Genomic DNA, 19,113 nt, shown 5'->3' on the forward strand with positions numbered 1-19,113 from the left:
CAATTTTAAATTCATCGCCTATAAAATTTAATCTTCTCATTTCGGTACATCGGGATGAGAATTCATAAATTTTAAACTAGGCTTTATTAGACACATTATAAAAAAAATTGAGGAACTATTGATTCATGAAAATTGCAATTTTAGCCACTAACCCACATTTGTATTCGCACAAGCGCTTGAAAGCGGAAGGGGAAGCGGCTGGTCATGAAGTTAAAATCATTAATCCCCTGTATTGTTATATGAACGTTGCCGCTTCAAATCCCAAAGTTCACTATAGAGGCGGTTCTTCTCTGCCTCAATTCGATGCAGTGATCCCACGAATTGGTGCTTCAACGACTTATTATGGAACTGCCGTGCTACGTCATATGGAAACTATGGGCATGTACACCCTTAATGAATCAATAGCTATTTCGCGTTCCAGAGATAAATTTCGGTCTTTACAACTTCTGGCTCGAAAAGGTATTCCTATGCCTTTGACCAGTTTTGCTCAATCGCCTGATGATACGGAAGATTTAATTCATATGGTTGGTGGTGCTCCTCTCGTAATCAAATTGTTAGAAGGCACTCAAGGCAAAGGGGTAATTCTGGCTGACAGCCACCAATCTGCAGTAAGCATTATTAATGCGTTTAAAGAAATGCATGCCAATATTCTGGTTCAGGAATTTATTGAAGAATCTCGAGGTACTGATATACGCTGCTTTGTGATTGGAGAAAAAGTAGTTGCTGCCATGAAGCGTCAGGCAAAGGAAGGCGAATTTCGCGCTAATGTACACCAGGGTGGAAAAGGAGTTAAAGTGAAATTGTCGCCACAAGAGCGGGCAATTGCAGTAAGCGCTGCAAAAACTATGGGTTTGAAAGTAGCGGGCGTTGATTTGATTCGATCCAATCATGGACCATTAGTGTTGGAGATTAATTCATCTCCTGGCCTTGAAGGGATCGAAAAAACGACAGCCGTCAACATTGCGGGAAAAATTATTGAATACATTGAGAAACACGCAAAACCCATTAGTTTAAGCCATCGTTTCCATGGATAGGATTTTAGTGAGCTCCTGATTTTGAATCGCTTTTACCAAGCAACCAATCCGAGTTGACTTCAAGCTCTTGTGCAAGAGTCTGTAATACCGGTTCATCAGGGCTTGTGATGCCATTGAGTAATGCCTCGGCTTTAAATTTGGGTATTTTAATCAGTTTGGAAAGAACCTCTATACGTTCAGGTGTTGATTCGGGGACTCCTATACTGTCAAGCTCCTTATTAAGTCGTTCTGAAAATCGTTTATTAAGCATTATTTGCTCCTGATTATGACCTTATATAGGTGGTGGCTTAAACTAGTCGGGATCTCAATAAATAAAGTATCTTTATTTGATATAGCATAAAATTGGCGTTTTGCAATGTGAGCGCTTTTTTGGGCAATTCAGCCTTTGGTTTGGCCTTGTCTCCTGAATGCTTCTTTGCCTAAGCTATGTGGAGAATTTATCGAGCCTCAGTGAAGGTAGTTAGACTGATTTTTTGAGGTTGGCCAGACGAATCTATGGTTTGGTCCGTGAGCCAGAAGATGCAGGCTCCTGCTCACAGTGCGACACGATAGTCGAAAACTTGACCTCACTGATTTTGTAGAAAGTTCAAGGTGTTAATGATGATGTTTTCCTAGGTTAACAAACACATCATGGTATCTTGTTTAGAGTTTCCTGAAGTTCATCGACTTTTTCAATACTGTCGGTTTTACTTTTGAAAAACCAGTTCCCTGTGCATAGTCGTGTACTAATAATGGGTAATGCAAGTATTCCACAAGAGAGAATAATGATCGCAATATTTTGTAATGCCTCTTTCCATCCTCTGTGACTTACCTCACCATACAGCCTGGCTGCACTTGTTAAATGATTAAATTTTAACCAAATGGAGCGAATAAGTCAATCTGTATCCAATTAATTAATGGATAAAGTGAAATGCTTGTTCTTGAGATGGAATGTTTGAAATTTGATTGACGCGTGTATACAGTGATGTACAATCAAAACCATTCCACCAGGCTTATAAAGGACTCTTGGTATCATGTTTTTGATTTGATACTGGTGGCATATGAATTTTTGTGTCAGTAGGGAGGAGTTTATTGTTGTGGAGGAATTAGCAGGTGCTTTATAGATGAAGCCCAGATTCCAAACAGCTCGTACAATGAACCATTATTATGTTTAGGATAACACATGCTCGAAAATGCGGTTTCAAATTACCCTTGTGACTTAATCTTATTTGGTGTTTTGGGTGATCTTTCCTGTCGTAAATTAGTGCCGGCTTTATATCACCTGGAAGGTGCTGGTTTGCTTCATGTTGATTCTCGAATAATTGGATGTGGGCGTGACAATCTAACTTCAGTAGAATTTTTGGAGTTGATTCGAGCCCGAGTACAACGGCTGTTAACTGAAACCATAGACGAGACCGTGTGGACTCGCTTTATTTCCAAACTCAGCTATTGTTCCCTGGATTTGACGGTAATGGACGATTATCGGCGATTGACGGATTACATCAATCCATCATTACGAACGGTAATTTCCTATTTTGCCATTCCTCCCTTTCTGTATGCTCAGGTTTGTCATGGACTGGCTCGCATTGGTTTAACCGAGCAGCCTTCTCGAGTCGTATTGGAAAAACCAATCGGTCATAATCTTCAATCATCCAAAGAAATTAACGATGAAGTTGCCCAGTTTTTCGCAGAAAATCAAATTTATCGTATTGATCATTATCTGGGTAAGGAAACCGTATTAAACCTTCTGGTGCTTCGTTTTGCCAACTCCATGTTTTCGTCTAATTGGGATCATCGGGTGATCGATAAGGTTGAAATCACGGTAGCTGAAGAAATAGGCGTTGAAGGGCGCTGGGACTATTACGATAAATCAGGGCAAGTGCGCGATATGCTGCAAAATCATGTCGTGCAGATTTTATCCCTGGTTGCTATGGAACCCCCCTTGAGTCTTTCCTCAGAAGATATTCGCAGTGAAAAATTAAAAGTATTAAAATCTCTGCGTCTCATAAATGAGAGTAATGTTCGAGACCACACGGTTCGAGCTCAATATGCGGGCAATAAAATTGATAATAAAGTCATTCCCGGATATTTAGAGGAGCATGGGGCGGATCAACATTCAGTTACTGAAACTTTTGTCGCAATTAAAGCGTATATTGACAGTTGGCGTTGGTCTGGAGTGCCTTTTTATTTACTTACTGGCAAACGCCTGGCCAAAAAACAAAGTGAAGTTGTTATTTATTTTAAACAGCAACCGCACAATATTTTCAATAAATTCAATAAGGAACTACCTCCCAATCAATTGATTATACGGTTACAACCGGATGAAGGTCTTGAGTTGCGAATTATGAACAAGGTTCCTGGTCTTGGTGAGCATTTGGTGCTCGCTGAAAGTAAACTGGATCTGAATTTTAATCAATTGATCACTACACCACGAATTGCTGATGCTTATGAGCGATTGCTTCTGGAAGTGATGTTAGGTAACCAATATTTATTTGTAAGCCGTGAGGAAATTGAACAATCCTGGAAATGGATCGATGCGATAAAGAACTCCTGGGATGCAGGGGGAGTACCACTTCATACCTATGCATCAGGAACCTGGGGACCTGACGAAGTAAGAACGTTATTTAATGGCCAGGCGCATATTTGGGATGATCGAAATGCAACTTTATAATTTTAGCGATGCGAATCGGTTAAATAGCGACTTGGCCGAACAGATTAGCACTCTTTTGGATGAAGCCATCACCTTAAGAGGGCGGGCTTATCTTGTTGTTTCAGGTGGAAAAACTCCTATAGATCTTTTTAAATTGTTGGCACAAAAAGAGGTGTCCTGGGATAAAGTGACTATTACTTTGGCTGATGAGCGCTGTGTCAGTATTCATGACCCCGACCGAAATGAACGCTTGGTCAATGATTTTTTATTGCAACATAAAGCGCATCAAGCACAGTTTATCAGTTTGTATAATGAACACATTTCAATTAAAGAGAATCTGGAATCGGTTGAACCACGTCTTGATTCTTTACCTGCTTTTGATGTGGTTATTCTCGGTATGGGTGAGGATGGGCATACTGCATCCTTATTTCCATGCAGTGATGAGCTGGAATCTGGATTGGATGATGAGGCACAAGCACTGCTTTTGGTGTATCCCAGAAGTGCCCCTTATCCACGAATTTCTTTATCTAAAAGACGATTACTGAATAGTCGAAAGATTTTTATCCATTTGGTTGGTCAAAAAAAACGTACTGTATTGAGTCAGGCACTAGAGATAGACAATCCGAAAGTGATGCCGATCAGTGCTTTTATAAACAATCAGAAAGCCAACATTCAGGTCATGTATGCACCCCAATAAGGAATGAATATGCACCCCGTTGTAGATCAGGTAACTGAACATATCAGTAAGCGCAGCGCAAAAAGCAGAAGCATGTATCTGGAGCAGATTTACAAGGCTCGGGTTAAAGGTCCACAAAGAAGTGTTCTTCATTGTGGTAATCTGGCACATGGGTTTGCAGCGTGTTCCAGACAGGATAAAGTTCACTTAAAAGGTGAAGCCAAAGCGAATATTGCTATTATCTCCGCATACAATGACATGTTATCTGCGCATCAACCCTACGCCTCTTATCCTGAAGTGATTAAGGAAGCGATTGCCGCGTCAGGTGGCGTTGCTCAATTTGCTGGCGGTGTTCCTGCGATGTGCGATGGTATTACTCAGGGACAACCTGGTATGGAGTTAAGTCTATTAAGTCGCGACGTCATTGCTCTGTCGACCGCGATTGCCTTATCTCACAATATGTTTGATGGTGGGTTGTTATTGGGAATATGCGATAAAATAGTCCCTGGATTACTTATGGCCGCTTTGAGCTTTGGGCATTTACCTTTTGTATTTGTACCCGCAGGTCCCATGCCATCTGGAATTTCAAATCAGGAGAAAGCCAGAGTTCGCCAGTTATATGCTGAAGGCAAAGTGGACAAGAACGCATTATTGGAAGTTGAAGCTGAATCGTATCATTCTCCAGGCACGTGTACCTTTTATGGAACGGCTAATTCAAATCAACTCATTATTGAGTTGATGGGGTTGCAACTCCCTGGTTCTTCTTTTGTAAATCCCAATACTCCATTAAGAAATGAGTTAACCAGGGCTGCGGCAGTGCAGGTTTTGGGTTTAACTGATTTAACGAACCAATACATGCCAATCGGACAGATGATTGATGCCAAAAGTATCGTTAATGGGATTGTCGGGTTATTGGCCTCCGGGGGATCAACAAATCACACCATGCATCTCATTGCTATTGCCTCTATGGCCGGCTACACGGTTAATTGGGATGATTTTGCACAGTTATCACAAGTTACTCCGTTAATCACCCGTATTTATCCTAATGGTCAGGCGGACATCAATCACTTCCAAAGAGCAGGGGGAATGGCCTATTTTATTCGAACCTTGCTGGATTCTGGCTTGATTCACCAGGACGTGAATACAGTTGTTGGCTTTGGTCTGGAACACTATACGAGACAACCTGTTTTGGATAATGACCGATTGGTGTGGGTTGACGGGCCATCGAGTTCAACCAATATGGATGTATTGACTTCAGTTTCCAGACCATTTAAACCTCAGGGGGGATTACAGGTTTTAAGCGGGAATATAGGACGAGCCGTGTTCAAAACTTCAGGGCTTGCTGAAGGGAAGAGCATCATTAAAGCACCTGCGGTTGTATGTTCCAGCCAGGCTGAATTTGAACATCTTTTTAATCAGGGATTATTAAGCAAAGATTGTGTGGTTGTGGTCCGATTTCAAGGTCCCCAAGCCTGCGGTATGCCTGAACTGCATCAATTGACTCCGAAGATGGGCGTTCTTATGGATAGGGGATATCAAGTGGCATTGATTACGGACGGCCGAATGTCCGGTGCATCGGGTAAAGTACCTGCCGCCATCCATGTAACTCCTGAAGCTATGGATGGAGGATTAATCGCCAAAATAGAAACAGGAGATATGATTTTAATTGATGGTGAACGTGGGATTTTGCAGCTTTTGGTCGATGACGAGGTTTTGGCAACACGAATGAATGCAGCATCATCTGATGAGCCGACGCAAGGAATGGGCCGTGAGCTTTTCGGAAGTTTAAGAGCTCAGTTTACTGGGGCAGAACAGGGTGCCTGCAGTTTGTTTAAAGGACAACAAAATTGTTATGACAGCTTATGATTTAATGAATTACGCCATAGTTGCTGACATTGGCGGAACTTTTGCTCGATTCAGCCGCGTGAATTTAGTGAATTTGCAGATGGATAAAATTGAAGTTTATCCTTGTGCCACATTCAGCAGTATTGACTCCGCATTTATTGCTTATCAGACCCATCATTCCTTGCAGGAGCTTAAGCGAGTAGCAATCGCTATTGCCTGCCCTGTAATAGATGATTTGATTTGTATGACTAATTGTCATTGGCAATTCTCGATCAAGGAGTTAAAAAGCCGATTGAATTTAACCGAGCTAAGGGTGATGAATGATTTTACCGCCATAGCGATGAGTTTACCCGTATTGTCGGATCATGATTTGCTCCAGATTGGAACTGGTTACTCGGATCCTAATAAAGTACGAGTGGTTCTGGGGGCTGGAACTGGCTTGGGTGTCGCTTATTTGGTTCCCAATGAACAGTCTTATACCGCTTATGCCGGTGAAGGCGGCCATGCGGATTGGGGAGCTAAATCGGAACAGGAATGGTTTATATACACTTATTTAAAAAATCACTATCCGCATGTATCGCTTGAACGAATCTTGTCCGGGCATGGTTTGGAGAATTTGTATAAAGCGATAGCCGCATATCGTGGGCTGGATAAAGCGTCTTTAAAAGCCGCGGATATTATTTCGTTAGCGTTGACTCAGGAGTGTCCTATCGCTCAGGCGACAGTAGAGCAATTTTTTATCTGTTTGGGAGCTTACTCTGGAGATATGGCGTTAACTTATGGTGCGTTTGGTGGTGTTTATATTGCTGGTGGAATTGTACCTCGACTGGCCTCTCTGATAAAACAAAGTCAATTTAGAGCCTGTTTTGAAGATAAAGGACGTTTCTCTGATTTTAATGCGCTAATACCTACTTATATGATTAAGGCAGAACAGCCGGGAATATTAGGGGCTGCAACGTCTTTGAGGCACTCAATAAAAGGAGCATGTGATGTCGTTTCCTGATGGTCTTACCGCGGAACACGTATTTTCTGCGTCACCAGTGATTCCGGTGATTGTAATTAGGGATTTGAATAAGGCTATTCCTTTGGCTTCTGCATTATTTGCCGGAGGGGTAAAGGTGTTGGAGGTGACTTTAAGAACACCGGTCGCTTTAGATGCTATTCATTTACTGACGCAAACGTTTCCAGATGCCTTAATTGGTGCAGGGACAGTTATAAACCCAGAACACTTGGATAGGGTGGCTCAAGCAGGCGCACAATTTGCAATAAGCCCTGGACAAACCGATTCATTATTATTGGCCGGACAGAAATCCAGAATTCCTCTGATACCCGGAATAGCCAGTGTTTCCGAGTTAATGACCGGTTTAGAGTTTGGTTACAGTCATTTCAAATTGTTTCCTGCGGCAGCAGTAGGGGGGATTCAGTTGTTGCGTTCCTTATTTGGCCCATTCCCGGATGTTCGATTTTGTCCCACCGGGGGTATTACTGAAGAAAATTATCGTGATTATCTTGCCTTGCCTAATGTTTCTTGTGTTGGCGGTTCGTGGATCGTTCCTGAGCAGGCAATAAAAAATAATGAATGGTCATTAATTACGGAGCTGTGTCATTCGATGAGCAATGATTTACATCAAGTTCAATGAGACTGAATTATCTTTTTTAGTAATTTGGCTGAGTAGTTTCATGTGTATATGGACGTTAATGAGAAGAACCGGGTTTTAGCTGTGTATATTAAAGGAGTAGGATATGGCTTGGATTGTTGCAATTATTGGGTCTTTAGCTGGATTTTTGTTTGGTTATGACGAAGGCATTATTGCAGGTTCAGTGGATCTGGTAAAAAATCATTTTGATCTGACCGCCACACACATTGGTGTAATGGCTTCGGCCCTACCTTTTGGCGCTTTGTTTGGCTCCATGTTAATCGGTATGTTTATGGCATCAAAGGGCATTAAACGCTATGGTCGACGTTCATTACTGTCTTTTGCAGGGTTTCTCTTTTTCTTTGGTGCCTTAGGAGCCGGCTTTGCCGATTCTATAACCATTCTGATCTTGTCACGATTAGTTCTCGGACTTGCAATTGGCATGGCTTCAGTCCTGACTCCTTTATATTTGGCTGAAACCGCCGCGATTGAAGCGCGAGGGGCGGTGGTAGCGATTTATCAGTTAGCGATGACCCTGGGCATCGTATGTTCCTATTCTGTGAATTATCTGCTAATTGAACATCAAGCCTGGCGAGCCATGTTTGCTTCAAGTGCCCTGCCAGCATTGTTGTTAAGTATAGGCATCTTATTTATGCCTGAATCACCAAGATGGTTGTACAGTATAGGACGACGCAATGCGGCAGCGAAATCACTAAAAAAATTGCGCCAGAGTCGAGATATTGAACACGAACTGATGGACATTGAAGTTACTTTAGCGAATGAACCAAAACAAGGAAACTGGCTGTTGTTATTTAAAAAACCCCTGTTACCGGTATTAATGCTAGGAACGATTTTATTTTGTTTGCAGCAACTTAGCGGCATCAACGTAGTGATTTACTTTGCTCCTGAAATTTTTAAAAATTTAGGCATGGACAGCACAACTGGTCAAATATTAGCGACTATGGGTATTGGATTGGTGAATCTGTTAGTGACTGTTCTCGCCATTCTTTGTGTCGATAAAGTAGGTCGCCGTAAACTTTTGTTAGTGGGTTTTGCGGGTACGTGTATCAGTTTAATTGCCTTATGTCTGTGCTCAGTCAACCAGGTGGCTTGGCTTCCCTACTTATCCGTTATGTGCTTGACGGTGTATATCTTTTCGTTTGCCATTAGCGTAGGCCCCATTCCGCATATTGCAATGGCTGAAATTTTTCCACTGCATGTACGTGGCGCAGGGATGGGATTGTCTGCCATGAGCAATTGGACGTTTAATACGGTAGTTATTTTCAGTTTTCCTATCCTGCAAAAGATGCTGGGTATTGATTATACTTTTGCTTTATATGCGGTCATTTGTTTCATCGGACTGATATATACTTATTTCTATATGCCTGAAACCAAAAATATCAGCTTGGAACACATTGAAAACCATGTGATGGCTGGTAAGCCTCTACGATTTTTAGGACGAGAGAACGAGCAATCAGTCGATCTCACTACTGAAACGGATAATTCATTTGTTCCTTTAACCAATTAATATAAAGAGCAGGATCGGTTGAATTGTTTTGGAATTAGTTGGTTTTGCTCAGAAAATTGCATATCAAAGGTATTACTTGAGTTCCGTTGGAGCAATCACTTCAACTCGATTACGCCCTAAAATTTTTGCACGATAAAGGGCTTTATCTGCCAAATCTAACAGATTCATCGGAGCACCTTGTTCCGGGATGCTGGATACAAGGCCCAGGCTAATGGTGACATATTCGGAAATGTCTGAATCAGGGTGCGGTAGTCTTAATTCACAAACAGCGTTTTGAAGTGCTTCAGCCATTAATTTTGCGCCTTCCATGTCTGTATCGGGTAAAATACATGCAAATTCTTCACCACCATATCGTGCTATCAAGTCAGTAGAACGGCGTATGGTGTTTTTTAATGCCTGAGCAACGCGCTTTAGAGCATCGTCGCCTGCCAAGTGACCAAGGCTATCATTATAGCGTTTAAAGAAATCGATATCGGTCATAATAATGGTTAAGTGTTTTTTATAACGGCATGCGCGATTCCATTCATCTTGAAGGAAGTCATCGAGTCGACGGCGATTCGCAATACCTGTTAATCCATCCATATACGACATTTCCTGAAGCAATGAGTGTAATTTCTTTTTCTCAGTAATATCTTCCCCTACACTCACAAAATGTTGAATGGCTCCATGCTCATCAAATACGGGGGCAATATTCCAGGATTGCCAGAAACGACTGCCATCTTTCCGATAATAAAGAAGTTCTCCATTCCAGGGGGTTCCAGATTGGATGGTTTGCCACAATTCTGTATAGACGTTTTCAGGAGTCAGATCGCCATGAAAAATACTTGTTTTTTTACCATATAGTTCTTCTTTGGTATAACCAGTGGCTTGTGTGACCTGGGGATTAACATAAACAATGGTTCTGTTTTTATCAAAAATCAGTACTGATGCGGGGCTTTGTTCAATTGCGGATTGCATTTCACGTAATCGATTGCGTTCTTGTATCGATTGACTGATATCATGAAAAGCAACAACTGCTCCCGTGGTGTTTCCTTTTAATCGAATAGGGGTTGTTATAATTGAAACGGGAAAACAGGTTCCGTCTTTACGCCAATAATAATCATCATCGCTCAAATAAGGTTGTTGGGTTCTTATGACCTTCAGGTTACTGCACAGTTCTATTGGATGAGGTGTTTTATTATGATAAGAGTGATGAAATAAATCGTGGGAATTTTTACCTAGCATTTCAGCTTCAGTATAACCTAACATAGTACACGCTGCTTCATTGACAAACTCAATTAAGGCATCGTTATTCATGACGATTATTCCTTCCCCTAGCGCTGAGGTAATGTCATGTAAATAATGTTCACTTGATTCGACCTGTTTTTTGGCCTCTTGTAAAGCGCGCGTCATCTTGGCATTCGTTTGCAGTGCCATCTCTAACTCTTTGGTGCGTGTTCGTATTTTTTCTTCTAATATAATTGTATCCTGGAATACACCAAATTCTGTTTTAGGAGTATTCATATCTTGCTCCGCTTTATCCATTAAGGCCTTAATAATTTTATTGAGACGTTCAATTTCATCGCGAAGCTCTTGTTCATTCTTAGTCGTAAGGGGCTTATCAGTCATTTTTATTGGTCCTGAATTCACCGATAGCGAGTCCTGTGAGTGTCTGATTGATATGAACACCTCTGAATTGTTCTCCATAGGTGCTAAAACCTACGACGTTATTGTTTTTGAAGAGCTGTTCTATTTCTTTTTTCAAGCCCTTTTGTTGCATTTCCAAATTGCGCAACACGCAATCACAAGCCAAAATTAATTGCGGCTTACCAATATCGCACTGAATTTCGTTGAGTGTTTGTTTGATGTTGTTTACAAGATCAACTCCATGAGCAGCCATAAACACCAGGCCATTATCAATTGCGCAATAAAAAGTTAAGCTACCATCGGGGTTAACTTTTTGAATAGAACGAACATAATCAACTCCGTTAATGCGAATTACTACGGGTGTAGTTGAAAATTGCATGGGATCAAGATTATCCACTTTAGCACCAACATTTCGGGCGTATTCTTCAGCAGCTGGGTAGCCATTAATTTCATAAACAACGCGCTGCAAAGGGTCTGCTTGAGTTACTACTAATTTTTCATTACAACCCACAAAATGCTGTGCTTTGAATACTTTAAAAGGATAGGTTGTGTGGATTAAGGTAAGAATTGCACTGTCAGTATGAAAGGCATGATCGGAAAATACCCAAGTCTGTTTAAACTTAAGATCATCTCCTGCGGATCCTCCAAAAAGAGTGACTTCACCCAGTGCATTTTGAAACATGCGTGCAACGGGCTCTTCTCGAAGAGACATGCCATCAATCATCAAAAACGCAAAACTATTTTGAGGCGTCGTATGAGGTGCTTTAACCTCAAGTTGTTGAAGTAATGTATTAACAAACTCCAGGCTTTTCTCTGTATTCATATTTTGTAAGTTATTGGTACATCCAGTCGCTGCTTTAAAGCCATTGCTGGAGAAGCTTACTCCGGAAAGAGTATATTCTGAATAACCACCAGGGCCTATTTCACCTGCTGTGGTACAGCCTATAATGTGCTCGTTTGGAAAAAGTGAGTTTAAAGCATTCGCTAGCTCATCAAGGTCATAATGGCTGGAACAAAAAAATATAATGAGCTCCATATTGGGCTGAAAAACCGCAGCATGGAATTCTTGTGCAGCGATTCGAGGATCTTTCGCGAATGAATGACCGGTTTTTATGGGTTGGAAAACGCTCATGTATCATTCTCCATGTTCTTATGGGGTTCTTAAACGCAACGCGTTTAAAATTTATAATCCTATTACCAAATTATAGTTCAATTTTGAATACAGCTTTGGTTCTTTATGAGTATTTGATTTTTATAATAAAACAGAGCATGTGTTGTTGATGCTTTGATGTAGGCAATTTAGTTTAAGAGTAAGGCATTAATTATTGAATTGAGCATCATCCTGTTGAGGATGACGCTCTGATTAAACAATAGGAACGATCATTAAATTAAGATTGACGCATCAATTTTCTGATCCAATCGTTCTCTTAAGTGAAGCGCCCGAAGCACTGAAACATAACTCCAGGTAAGCGAAGCAGCCCCTTGTTGTTTTCCCGTATTCAAATTAATTTGTTCACTTAATTTCATTTCTGGAGCATATTTTTTAATGAGTTTTAAATAATCGTCCCCTGTTTTTACATATTTAATTATTAATGGTTTATTTGTGGGGGTGATGGCTAAGTTATCAGCTAATGTAAAGTAATACTCTGCCATAGTCGCAGTAAGAATAAACCATGGATTTCCCAAGCTGTCGGTATGGTATCCATCGTAAGTATCCCCTGGATATCGCCCAAACAAAATTGCTCCAGATTGATTTTTATTAATTGGAAACATTAAATTAAATTGTTGATGTAATGCCTTGACGGTATTTTTAACAAAATGATGATCGGGTGAAAACACACCGGTGCTTTGGGGATTAATCAGAATCCCTAAAATAACTGACGTATCGAGTTCCAATGTTTTTTGCGGGCCAGCATGAGGTGCGAGTGTTGCCTGAATTAATTTATTTTTATGATCCAGATGTTTTTTCAAGCGATTATCAATCAAATTGGCTTGAATTTCATAAAAAACTGCGGCCTCTTCATCATTGAGTCTGTGAGCCAGTTCCGCTCCATCCATCATGGCTTTCTTTTGAGCCATGGCCGTAAAAAAGTGATCTCCGAGTACTTCTTCCCATAAGTCAAAATTGGCATCTTGCCAATGGTGAGCAGTGTATTCCAAATCCATTTTGATTACGCCCATAGTGTGGGGATCCAGGCTTTTGTTATACAAATTGGTTTGTACGTAATCCGTTTCATTTTGATCCAGCAATTTTTGAGCAAAACGAATCAGAACGGAGGCGCGTAATGCGGGACCATCATTTTGTGGCCTACCCCATGGCCCATCAAAGGGATAACCATCAATATAAAATTTGGGTTCACCTAAAATATCGTATCCAGGGTGGGGATTGTGCTGATGTTGAATGGTTTGCGTCCAGGAAACATAATTGAAAATCCTGTTTTTATATTCAGCCGCATTCGTTGATTCATACCAGGATTCAATTAGGCTCATTGCGATGGCAGAGTCTCTTACCCAGTCATAATAATAATTAGGTTCATGTTGTGAGGGGGAGGCGACTATAGCGCCATTGGGGTGAATATTGGCAAAAAAATGGTTCTTTAAATGCTGAACCTCTTCATGATTGAATACAGAGCCTAGGGCTTGGGATGCTACAAAAATCATTAAAAAAAAGATCCGTTTCAATATAATCTCCTGAAGGACATGTTAAAAAACAAGGTCGACATAGTACAGGAAATGAAATCGTCCGACTATAGGATTGAATCTAACTCATGAATAATTCAGGAGGTTACTATGAATCTTCTTTCGGGGATAACCCCACGGTTGTCCCATTAAAAATATGACGTCTTTCCGAGCGTAGCGAGGAATCTCCTGCAAGGTTGCACGATCCCATTAAAATGCGGCCATTAAAATCATATCAAGAGTTGAGTCTCCCCAGCCAGCCTTTTTCTGCAGGCGCCTAATGCTCATATCCTTAAATTTCTTTTTGGTATTTTGTAACCTGTTCAAAATAATATGCCGAACCATCGCCCTATTTTCAGGAGCATGATCTTTGCGTTCGCGAGAATCATCTTCACGTAATGTAACGTCCAAGACCCAATGTAGAATGTTCTCGACAGCCCAGTGACTACGAATAGTCTGAGCAATTTGTTTCGCATTTGCAGCCATGCTGCTGATAAAGTAGCGCTGTTCTATGGCTGTATGTCCACCGGAAGAAACACGTGATTCAAGCATAATAACGGTTTTTAAATCACCCCAACTCTGAGCTCCACATAGGTTAGCGCAGATAACAACAAATAATAGTTCCGTTAAAGGATACAATTTCTTTCTATCAATTCTTGGATCTTCGAGCGTGTCGAAATGATATAAAAATCCAGGTAGATCTTCTGATGACATCATTAAATTCCTTGTAAAAAAAAAAAAGAGTTTAAAAGGTAATGATAATTAATGCATTAATTCAGATTGTGCCAATTTGCAGGAGATTCCTCGCTACGCTCGGAAAGACGTCATATTTTTAATGGGACAGCCGTGGGGATAACCCGGAAACCTATTACTACTCCTTGAATTCCCTTATATTTCGAGAGTACAAAGGCAGCAACAGGTTCAGGCGACAAGGAAAACTCAAAGACTTAGAGTATTTGTGTCACTATTTTCTTTATCATTTTCTCCACGATCGCTTTCAAGACTGATAAGATCTTCATCCTGGAGCTTCTGGGTATTATTTTTTTCCTTAATCTGCGTTGCTGCATCACTTAACATGTCTTCAAGAGACTCAATTGCGGATGTTTTTAATCCTAAAATTGCCGAAGCCATACGCTGCGGGGTTTTAAGTACTTCCAACTCCTCAGTGGCTAATATTGATTTGATGAATACATTAAGTTCTTTAATGGTGCTGCAGTGCTCTATCTTTTTTTTGAAATCGTCCAGTATTATTCTTTTGAGTGCATCGCCAGTATAATTACTAAATTTCCCTTTATATTTCGCGGGCACCAAGTGCGATCTTCCTGTGCCATTTTTGCCATAAGGATAAGTATTTGTAATCCTTATTTTGGATTCAGAGTCTTTTATGCTGGATTCTGATGTGGTTTTTTTCTGTTGATTATTTGATTGATTTTCTTTTTCCATGCTTATTGGTTTTGGTGATGCAGTTAAGCTGTGCTGTCCGTGGGGCTCATGAGGGGGGGCTTTTTGTTGTTTTTTGAGTGGATTTTCTTGTTCCAAGGTTGCTGATTGGACAGTTGAAACGGCTGCATTATCTGTTTTCTTTATGCTGTGGGGCTCGCTTAACGTAGAAACTGTTGGTGTGTCACCTCTCAATTGTTTCATTTCCGTTTCAACGAGCTCCGTTAATTGCTTTTGTTGTTCAGCCGAGAACGAGCAGCTCCATGGTCTACGGTACTCTATCTTACCTACTGGGGGTAGTTTGATAATTTCAAAAAATCCTTTTGAAAATTCTTCATGAAAAAAATGAAGAATATTGTATGGGTGTGCAAACGCCTCCTGCAGGGTTTCTAGGGGAGTATAATAGGAGCTTCTTCCTTTTATAAATCGATATAAATCTTTTGGATCGACATTCCCATGTTTACAGTACAGTAGGAACTCTTCAGCCTGGTTTGCGTGATTTTCAAATTCGGAAAATAAATTATCGGTTGAACTGTTGATCTGTGCAATTTGGTCTTCATTGAATAAAGATTTTACATGATGAAGCAATTCAATCATATTCGGTGGTGGTGATTGCGAATTGATTGCATTTTTAAATTGAGTTAATAATTGCTTGGTTTCAACAGCTAAATTGCTGTTGTTGGCGTAATGTTCAGTTAATAGGTTAAAGTACTCAATTAGATTAAGCCTAAAATACGGGGTAAGCTTTTCAATCGTGTTGAAATTGTTATCGAGCCAGGATAAAGCCTGTTCATCCGCGTCAATAAGTGAAAAGTGAAGTTTTAATTGCGATGTGGGTTCATAACCTATTACTTGTCTTAGAGCGCCAGGGCCTGAAGTCATGATCGTAGAGTTTTTTCGGTCCCCATTATTCGTGCGAAAACTAAAAAGATTAGCGAACCGATGAGCAGTTAAATAACGTTTGTCTTTACTGTAAAGTTCATCATAATTTTTTTGGATGACGTCACGTAATTGATTAATCAGTTTGCCTTGGGGGATACTTGCCATAGCATCATTATTCACAGTATAGTTGCCTCCCCAGATACGGCACAGCATGCCCTGTTGCGCATTCAGTTGACCAAGGGGTTTTCGGGGAAAGACATCTTCCGCGTCAAAATACACACCACCCTCATGATAGAGTATTTCAGTTCTTAAGATATCTGATGCAGCAGCATAATTGGAGCCCGGGTCTTTTAGTTCATCTAAATAATATTTGGCGCTGTTCATCCCTGTAAATAACTCAGGTCTTTTTATAACGGCAGGGTCGGCATCGGTGGCATTTGGGTTAATATCAATGATGTTTATCTGATTGGCGTTAGCCCATTCTTTAAATTGTTCATATTCTTCTTTTTGTTTCATCGCTTCAGGTGAATCACCAACGAGATAGGTTGATGAGTCAATCCAGACGTTGGCTTCGTAGTCAGGGTTTTTGGTTTTCCACTCCACAATATTTTTTTTACCTGCTTCTTTTAAAATCCCTCCTAACCAAATGGCATGAAGCTTTTTGGGAATTATAGTATCGTCTGTTTTTTCAATCATAGGGATAACTCCAAAATATAACGCAAAGTATTTGGGGATAAATTTATTGTTTATTGATTAAATTATAGACTGTTTTTAGTTGCTAAAGCGTATCGATTCAGATCGGACAATTATAGTCTCATAATGGGTGTAATTGATCGTTTTGAAATTCCACGAACTGATCCCCTTGGCATTGTAAATCGTGATACCTTGCTGCATTGATAGAGCAACACATTACTTCTGCTTACTGCTCCTTGAATTCCTTGGGAGCTCGGGGATACAATGGCCTTAACAGGTTGAGGCGAGAGGCATAAATCAAGGACTTGGAATATTTATATCTCTATTTTCTTTATCGGTTATTTCAAGATCGTCTTCAAGACTGATGAGATCTTCATCCTTGAGCTGCTGGGTATTATTTTTTTCTTTAATTTGAGTTACAGCATCATTTACCATGTCTTCAAGAGCTTCAATTGCGGATGTTTTTAATCCTAAAATTGCCGAAGTCATACGCTGAGGGGTTTTAAGTACTTCAAATTCCTCAGTGACTATTATTGATTTAATTAAAGCATTAAGCTCTTTGATTGTGCTGCACTGTTCTATTTTGTCTTTGAAATGGTCCAGTATTTTTCTTTTGAGTACATCGCCATTATACTTACTAAACTCCCCGTTATATTGCGCTGGTACCAGGTGCGATCTTCCTGAACCATTTTTACCATATGGATATGCATTCATAAGACTGATTTTAGGTTCAGATTGGTGTATGTGGTGTTTTGGCACCGTCTTTTTCTGATTATGGTTTGATGCATTCTCTTTTTCTAAATTTTGGGGCGTTGGTGCGTTAGTTTCCATTTGTTGATTTTTAAGTGGATTTTCATGTTTTAACGATGCTGATTGGGCTGCTGTGTTTGTGGCATCTTTTGTTGTATCGCTACCTTTGTCCTTATTTTGTTGCGTAGAAAATGATGATTTCTCCCCTCTCAATTGCATCATATCCTTTTCAACTTGTTTCCTTAATTGTTTCTGTTCTTCCCCTGTAAATGAGTCGGTCCATGTTGAATAATTATTTCTCAGGGGGCTTTGAGGTAGATTGAGTATTCCAAAAAATCCCTGCGAAAATTCTTCATGGAAAAATTTAATAATATTTAATGAATGGTCGTACATGGGATCTGTATCATCATAATAATCACCTCTAGCTTTAATAAACGCATGTAAATCCTTTGGACTGACATGTGCGTATTTGCAGTACAGCAGAAACTCTTCTGCCTGATTCGCGTGATGTTCAAATTTAGAAAATAAGTTATCGGTTGAATTGTTGATCAGTGCAATTTCTTGCTCGGTGAATAAAGGTTTTACATGATTGAGTAATTCTATCATAGTATTCGATGGCGATTGAGAATTGATTGCATCCTGAAATCGGTGTAATAACCGTCTGGTTTGAGCATCTGAAATGCTGTTATAGGTATAATGTGTGATTAATACGTTAAAGTACTCCGTTAAATTAAGTCTGAAATACGGAGCAACCTGTTCATAGGAATTAAAGTCATTGTTTAACCAGGATAAAGCTTGTCGGGCAGGTGTTTTCCAATACGTTTTGGGAAATATTAAATTTTCTCTGGTCATGTAACCGATTATTTTTCTTAATGCACCAGGGCCTGACGTCCTGATTGTGGATGTTTTTCTATCGCCATCTTGAGTACGAAAACTTGATAGATTCGCAAACCGATGAGCAGTTAAATAGCGTTTATCCTGACTATATAGCTCTTCATAATTTTTTTTGATTAGATCGCGCAATGAACTAATGAACTCACCCTTTGGAACACTTGCAATGAGATCATTATTTAGAAGATCACGACCATAACTATGGACCAGTATACCTTTCTCGGCATTCAGTTGACCTAGGGGATTTCGGGGAAAGACATCTTCCGCATCAAAATATATGCCCCCCTCATGATAGAGTATTTCAGCCCTTAAAATATCTGATGCAGCAGCATAATTGGAGCCAGGATCTTTTAGCTCATCTGCATAATACCTGGCGCTGTTCATCCCTGTAAATAACTCAGTTTTTTTTATAACGGCAGGGTCGGAATCAGTTGCACCAGGGTTAATATCAATGATGCTTATCTGGTTACTTTTAGCCCATTCTTTAAATTGTTCATATTCTTCTTTTTGTTTCATCGCTTCAGGTGAATCACCAACAAGATAGGTTGATGAGTCAATCCAGACATTAGCTTCGTAGTCAGGGTTTGTGGCTTTCCATTTCGCGATATTTTGTTTTCCCTCTTCTTTTAAAATCCCTCCTAACCAAATGGCATGAAGCTTTTTGGGAACTAAAGTGTTGTCAGTTTTTTCAAGCATAGGAACAATCCCCAGAAGATATCGGAATGTGTTTATGGATTAATTTTGTGTCGATTGATTAAAGTATAGACTTTATTTGCGGTACTGTGGCGGGGGGCGTGCGGTTC

General features: G+C 40.3%; 14 protein-coding genes. 7 read left to right on the forward strand and 7 right to left on the reverse strand.

Annotated elements, in window-relative coordinates; translation table 11 throughout:
* Nucleotides 1-125 precede the first annotated feature (125 nt).
* Complete coding sequence (gene rimK / locus G543_RS0105395) at nt 126-1,034, forward strand: 30S ribosomal protein S6--L-glutamate ligase (protein ID WP_028383626.1); 909 nt, start codon at nt 126-128, stop codon at nt 1,032-1,034.
* Nucleotides 1,035-1,038: 4 nt separating this feature from the next.
* Here rimK and G543_RS0105400 read toward each other — a convergent pair whose 3' ends face one another.
* Nucleotides 1,039-1,284 carry a hypothetical protein gene (locus G543_RS0105400; RefSeq protein ID WP_028383627.1) on the reverse strand — a complete coding sequence of 82 codons (246 nt, stop codon included), beginning with the start codon at nt 1,282-1,284 and terminating at the stop codon, nt 1,039-1,041.
* A gap of 912 nt (nt 1,285-2,196) precedes the next feature.
* On the opposite strand from G543_RS0105400, the gene zwf reads away from it, so the two are divergent.
* The 6 genes from zwf to G543_RS0105430 all read left to right on the forward strand — a co-directional run bounded on the left by zwf (nt 2,197) and on the right by G543_RS0105430 (nt 9,349).
* A complete protein-coding gene (zwf, locus tag G543_RS0105405) occupies nt 2,197-3,684 on the forward strand; it encodes a glucose-6-phosphate dehydrogenase (RefSeq protein ID WP_028383628.1) in 1,488 nt (495 codons plus the stop codon).
* Nucleotides 3,671-4,360 carry a 6-phosphogluconolactonase gene (gene pgl / locus G543_RS0105410; RefSeq protein WP_028383629.1) on the forward strand — a complete coding sequence of 230 codons (690 nt, stop codon included), beginning with the start codon at nt 3,671-3,673 and terminating at the stop codon, nt 4,358-4,360. Before zwf ends, pgl begins: the two co-directional genes overlap by 14 nt.
* A 9-nt stretch (nt 4,361-4,369) precedes the next feature.
* A complete protein-coding gene (gene edd, locus G543_RS0105415) occupies nt 4,370-6,205 on the forward strand; it encodes a phosphogluconate dehydratase (RefSeq protein WP_028383630.1) in 1,836 nt (611 codons plus the stop codon).
* Nucleotides 6,192-7,187, forward strand: coding sequence for a glucokinase (glk, locus tag G543_RS0105420; protein ID WP_028383631.1), 996 nt, complete (start codon nt 6,192-6,194; stop codon nt 7,185-7,187). Before edd ends, glk begins: the two co-directional genes overlap by 14 nt.
* Nucleotides 7,174-7,824 (forward strand): bifunctional 4-hydroxy-2-oxoglutarate aldolase/2-dehydro-3-deoxy-phosphogluconate aldolase, encoded by a 651-nt coding sequence (locus tag G543_RS0105425; RefSeq protein WP_028383632.1) that lies wholly within the window; start codon nt 7,174-7,176, stop codon nt 7,822-7,824. Before glk ends, G543_RS0105425 begins: the two co-directional genes overlap by 14 nt.
* 103 nt (nt 7,825-7,927) lie before the next feature.
* A complete protein-coding gene (locus G543_RS0105430; RefSeq protein ID WP_028383633.1) occupies nt 7,928-9,349 on the forward strand; it encodes a sugar porter family MFS transporter in 1,422 nt (473 codons plus the stop codon).
* Between the two features lie 72 nt (nt 9,350-9,421).
* Here the strand turns inward: G543_RS0105430 and G543_RS18345 are convergent, their stop codons facing one another.
* From G543_RS18345 to G543_RS0105460, 6 genes are all read right to left on the reverse strand, one after another.
* Nucleotides 9,422-10,957 carry a sensor domain-containing diguanylate cyclase gene (locus G543_RS18345; protein ID WP_051190592.1) on the reverse strand — a complete coding sequence of 512 codons (1,536 nt, stop codon included), beginning with the start codon at nt 10,955-10,957 and terminating at the stop codon, nt 9,422-9,424.
* Nucleotides 10,950-12,107 (reverse strand): nitric oxide-sensing protein NosP, encoded by a 1,158-nt coding sequence (nosP, locus tag G543_RS0105440; protein ID WP_028383634.1) that lies wholly within the window; start codon nt 12,105-12,107, stop codon nt 10,950-10,952. Before nosP ends, G543_RS18345 begins: the two co-directional genes overlap by 8 nt.
* Before the next feature lie 251 nt (nt 12,108-12,358).
* Nucleotides 12,359-13,636, reverse strand: a complete 1,278-nt coding sequence (locus G543_RS0105445; RefSeq protein WP_028383635.1) for a glycoside hydrolase family 15 protein — start codon at nt 13,634-13,636, stop codon at nt 12,359-12,361.
* A 228-nt stretch (nt 13,637-13,864) separates the two neighbouring features.
* A complete protein-coding gene (locus tag G543_RS0105450) occupies nt 13,865-14,371 on the reverse strand; it encodes an ISAs1 family transposase (RefSeq protein ID WP_081675624.1) in 507 nt (168 codons plus the stop codon).
* Nucleotides 14,372-14,593: 222 nt separating this feature from the next.
* The gene (locus G543_RS0105455) at nt 14,594-16,672 is read right to left on the reverse strand and encodes a TcdA/TcdB catalytic glycosyltransferase domain-containing protein (protein WP_028383637.1); all 2,079 of its coding nucleotides are present in this window, start codon (nt 16,670-16,672) and stop codon (nt 14,594-14,596) included.
* A gap of 294 nt (nt 16,673-16,966) precedes the next feature.
* Nucleotides 16,967-19,006, reverse strand: coding sequence for a TcdA/TcdB catalytic glycosyltransferase domain-containing protein (locus tag G543_RS0105460; protein ID WP_028383638.1), 2,040 nt, complete (start codon nt 19,004-19,006; stop codon nt 16,967-16,969).
* Nucleotides 19,007-19,113: the final 107 nt, after the last annotated feature.

Origin of the sequence: Legionella moravica DSM 19234, assembly GCF_000423305.1 — a bacterium.
Classification (GTDB): domain Bacteria; phylum Pseudomonadota; class Gammaproteobacteria; order Legionellales; family Legionellaceae; genus Legionella; species Legionella moravica.

What these genes read in the sequence shown, in the direction of transcription:
- G543_RS0105460 (WP_028383638.1), bottom strand. Translation starts at nt 19,006, where the DNA reads ATGCTTGAAAAAACTGACAACACTTTAGTTCCCAAAAAGCTTCATGCC.
- G543_RS0105455 (WP_028383637.1), bottom strand. Translation starts at nt 16,672, where the DNA reads ATGATTGAAAAAACAGACGATACTATAATTCCCAAAAAGCTTCATGCC.
- nosP (WP_028383634.1), bottom strand. Translation starts at nt 12,107, where the DNA reads ATGAGCGTTTTCCAACCCATAAAAACCGGTCATTCATTCGCGAAAGAT.
- edd (WP_028383630.1), top strand. Translation starts at nt 4,370, where the DNA reads ATGCACCCCGTTGTAGATCAGGTAACTGAACATATCAGTAAGCGCAGC.
- rimK (WP_028383626.1), top strand. Translation starts at nt 126, where the DNA reads ATGAAAATTGCAATTTTAGCCACTAACCCACATTTGTATTCGCACAAG.
- G543_RS0105430 (WP_028383633.1), top strand. Translation starts at nt 7,928, where the DNA reads ATGGCTTGGATTGTTGCAATTATTGGGTCTTTAGCTGGATTTTTGTTT.
- pgl (WP_028383629.1), top strand. Translation starts at nt 3,671, where the DNA reads ATGCAACTTTATAATTTTAGCGATGCGAATCGGTTAAATAGCGACTTG.
- G543_RS0105425 (WP_028383632.1), top strand. Translation starts at nt 7,174, where the DNA reads ATGTCGTTTCCTGATGGTCTTACCGCGGAACACGTATTTTCTGCGTCA.
- G543_RS0105400 (WP_028383627.1), bottom strand. Translation starts at nt 1,284, where the DNA reads ATGCTTAATAAACGATTTTCAGAACGACTTAATAAGGAGCTTGACAGT.
- zwf (WP_028383628.1), top strand. Translation starts at nt 2,197, where the DNA reads ATGCTCGAAAATGCGGTTTCAAATTACCCTTGTGACTTAATCTTATTT.
- G543_RS18345 (WP_051190592.1), bottom strand. Translation starts at nt 10,957, where the DNA reads ATGACTGATAAGCCCCTTACGACTAAGAATGAACAAGAGCTTCGCGAT.
- glk (WP_028383631.1), top strand. Translation starts at nt 6,192, where the DNA reads ATGACAGCTTATGATTTAATGAATTACGCCATAGTTGCTGACATTGGC.
- G543_RS0105445 (WP_028383635.1), bottom strand. Translation starts at nt 13,636, where the DNA reads ATGATTTTTGTAGCATCCCAAGCCCTAGGCTCTGTATTCAATCATGAA.
- G543_RS0105450 (WP_081675624.1), bottom strand. Translation starts at nt 14,371, where the DNA reads ATGATGTCATCAGAAGATCTACCTGGATTTTTATATCATTTCGACACG.